The sequence below is a fragment of the Paraferrimonas sp. SM1919 genome (assembly GCF_010993985.1).
Lineage (GTDB): Bacteria > Pseudomonadota > Gammaproteobacteria > Enterobacterales > Shewanellaceae > SM1919.
Genome location: NZ_WINH01000051.1, coordinates 1 through 1,851, shown reverse-complemented (window position 1 = coordinate 1,851; position 1,851 = coordinate 1). Strand labels below are relative to the sequence as shown.

The following is a 1,851-nucleotide window of genomic DNA, read 5'->3' as shown; positions in this document are numbered from 1 at the left end:
GATCGAATCGTGCCGGTTCGCGCTGGTCACCGTGACGGCCAGTGGAATACCCTGGGCGTCTACGACAAGGTGTCGTTTGCTGCCGAGCTTGCCTCGATCAGTCGGGTTCGGGCCGGTTTCCTGGCCCCCCGGGGGCTGGACACGCTTGCCCCGTCGATGCTGGCCCGGCTCCAGTCGATTTGATCATGCTCGCGCAGGTGGCCAAGCATCGCCACATGCAGCTTGTCCCATACCCCAGCGGCTTGCCAGTCGCGCAGCCGTCGCCAGCAAGTCATGCCGCTGCCAAAACCAAGCTCCTGGGGCAAGTCCTCCCAAGGGATACCGGTCTGCAGCACGAACAGGATGCCGTTCAATGCCGCTCTGTCGTCGACCGAGCGGCGGCGTCCGCCTTTGGCCGACGGCACGAATTCCGGTATCAACGATTCAAGCACCGCCCACAATTCCTTGCTGATTCTTCTTCTCGACATGCCCCGCACGATACGGTTTGCCTCGCTCCATGTCCAGTTGTGTTAGGGATGGTGTTCAGAACTCATTCCGTCGAACTGAGTCATCGAAGCGGAGCGGATGCGTAACAGACGATGCGAAGCCTGACGCGAACGGAACGCTACGCGCAGCATGGAGAGGCCGATTCCCGCCCGCTCGGGGCGGTGTTCCTTCATGCGCGGGCCTCACGCATCAGTCGTCCGCGCATCATCCATAGATTGCTCAGGGCAAACAACGTATGTAACTGCTGCGTGTTCTTCACCAAGCCTCGATAGCGCACCTTCAAATGCCCGAACTGGCGCTTGATGACCCGGAACGGATGTTCTACGCGAGCACGAATGCGCGCCTTGACCCGCTCCAACTCATCGACGAGCGCACCCGACACGGTGTTCTTGTCCAAGGCGCGGCGTTTGCTCGGTCGCAATGCCACATGCCAACGCACCTTCAACTTCTGCACCTCTTCGCGCTTGTCGATGCCCTGGTAGCCGGCATCGCCGAATACGTCGGCCTCCTTACCGTGCACCAACGCATGCGCTTGCGTCACGTCGTTGACGTTGGCGGCCGTGCCCAGCACGGTATGCACCAGCCCCGAGTCCGCATCCACGCCAATGTGCGCTTTCATTCCGAAATGCCACTGGTTACCTTTCTTGGTCTGGTGCATCTCGGGGTCGCGCTTGCCGCTGCCATTCTTGGTCGAGCTGGGCGCGGCAATCAGCGAGGCGTCGACCACCGTGCCCTCTTTGAGCAGGTAGCCCTTCGCACTGAGTTGCGCGTTGACCGTCTGCAGAAATTGCTCGGCCAATTGGTGTCGCTCCAGCAAGTGCCGAAAGCGCAGAATGCTGACCCGGTCCGGCAGTCGGCTTATGCCTCCCAGCCCCGCGAATTGCCGATACAACGGCACGTCGTACAGCGCCTCTTCCATCGCCACGTCCGTCAGCCCGAACCATTGCTGCAGAAAGTGGATGCGCAGCATCGTTTCGACTGGAAACGGCTTCCGACCCGTCGCCTTGACCGGCGCATGCGGCGCTATCAACGCCAAAAACGCCTGCCACGGCACCACACGTTCCATCTCATCCAGAAATACCTGCTTGCGCGTGCGTCGGTTGCTCAGGTCCAGGCCAAGGTCGCTTTGTTTCATGGGTTCATCCAGCGTTGCGAACCTTCCTTCGACTGCCCGCGCTTGCGGGAGTTTTGAACACTATCCCTAACACAAGTCATCTACGAATCGAGAACAGATGATTGCAGCGGCGAGTGAAAGGAGCGCGGTGTGAATATCGAGTCGTCGTTCGAAGCGGATGCGTAGCTTGCCGAAGCCGGCAAACCAAGCATGCGTGCGCTCAACAACCCATCGATGCCGGCCCAGTCGCT

At 60.5% G+C, this 1,851-nt stretch carries 2 protein-coding genes and 1 pseudogene; all 3 read right to left on the bottom strand.

Annotated elements, in window-relative coordinates; genetic code table 11:
* Positions 1 to 467: pseudogene (locus GFB48_RS17065) on the bottom strand (IS5 family transposase); the annotation flags it as partial.
* Positions 468 to 655: 188 nt separating this feature from the next.
* Positions 656 to 1,621: an IS5-like element IS1405 family transposase gene (locus tag GFB48_RS17060; protein ID WP_016723619.1), complete on the bottom strand. Its 966-nt coding sequence runs from the start codon at positions 1,619 to 1,621 to the stop codon at positions 656 to 658.
* A 66-nt stretch (positions 1,622 to 1,687) separates the two neighbouring features.
* Positions 1,688 to 1,851 (bottom strand): transposase (locus tag GFB48_RS17055; protein WP_163938640.1); only part of this gene is annotated, 164 nt, incomplete at its 5' end.

What these genes read in the sequence shown, in the direction of transcription:
- GFB48_RS17060 (WP_016723619.1), bottom strand. Translation starts at nt 1,621, where the DNA reads ATGAAACAAAGCGACCTTGGCCTGGACCTGAGCAACCGACGCACGCGC.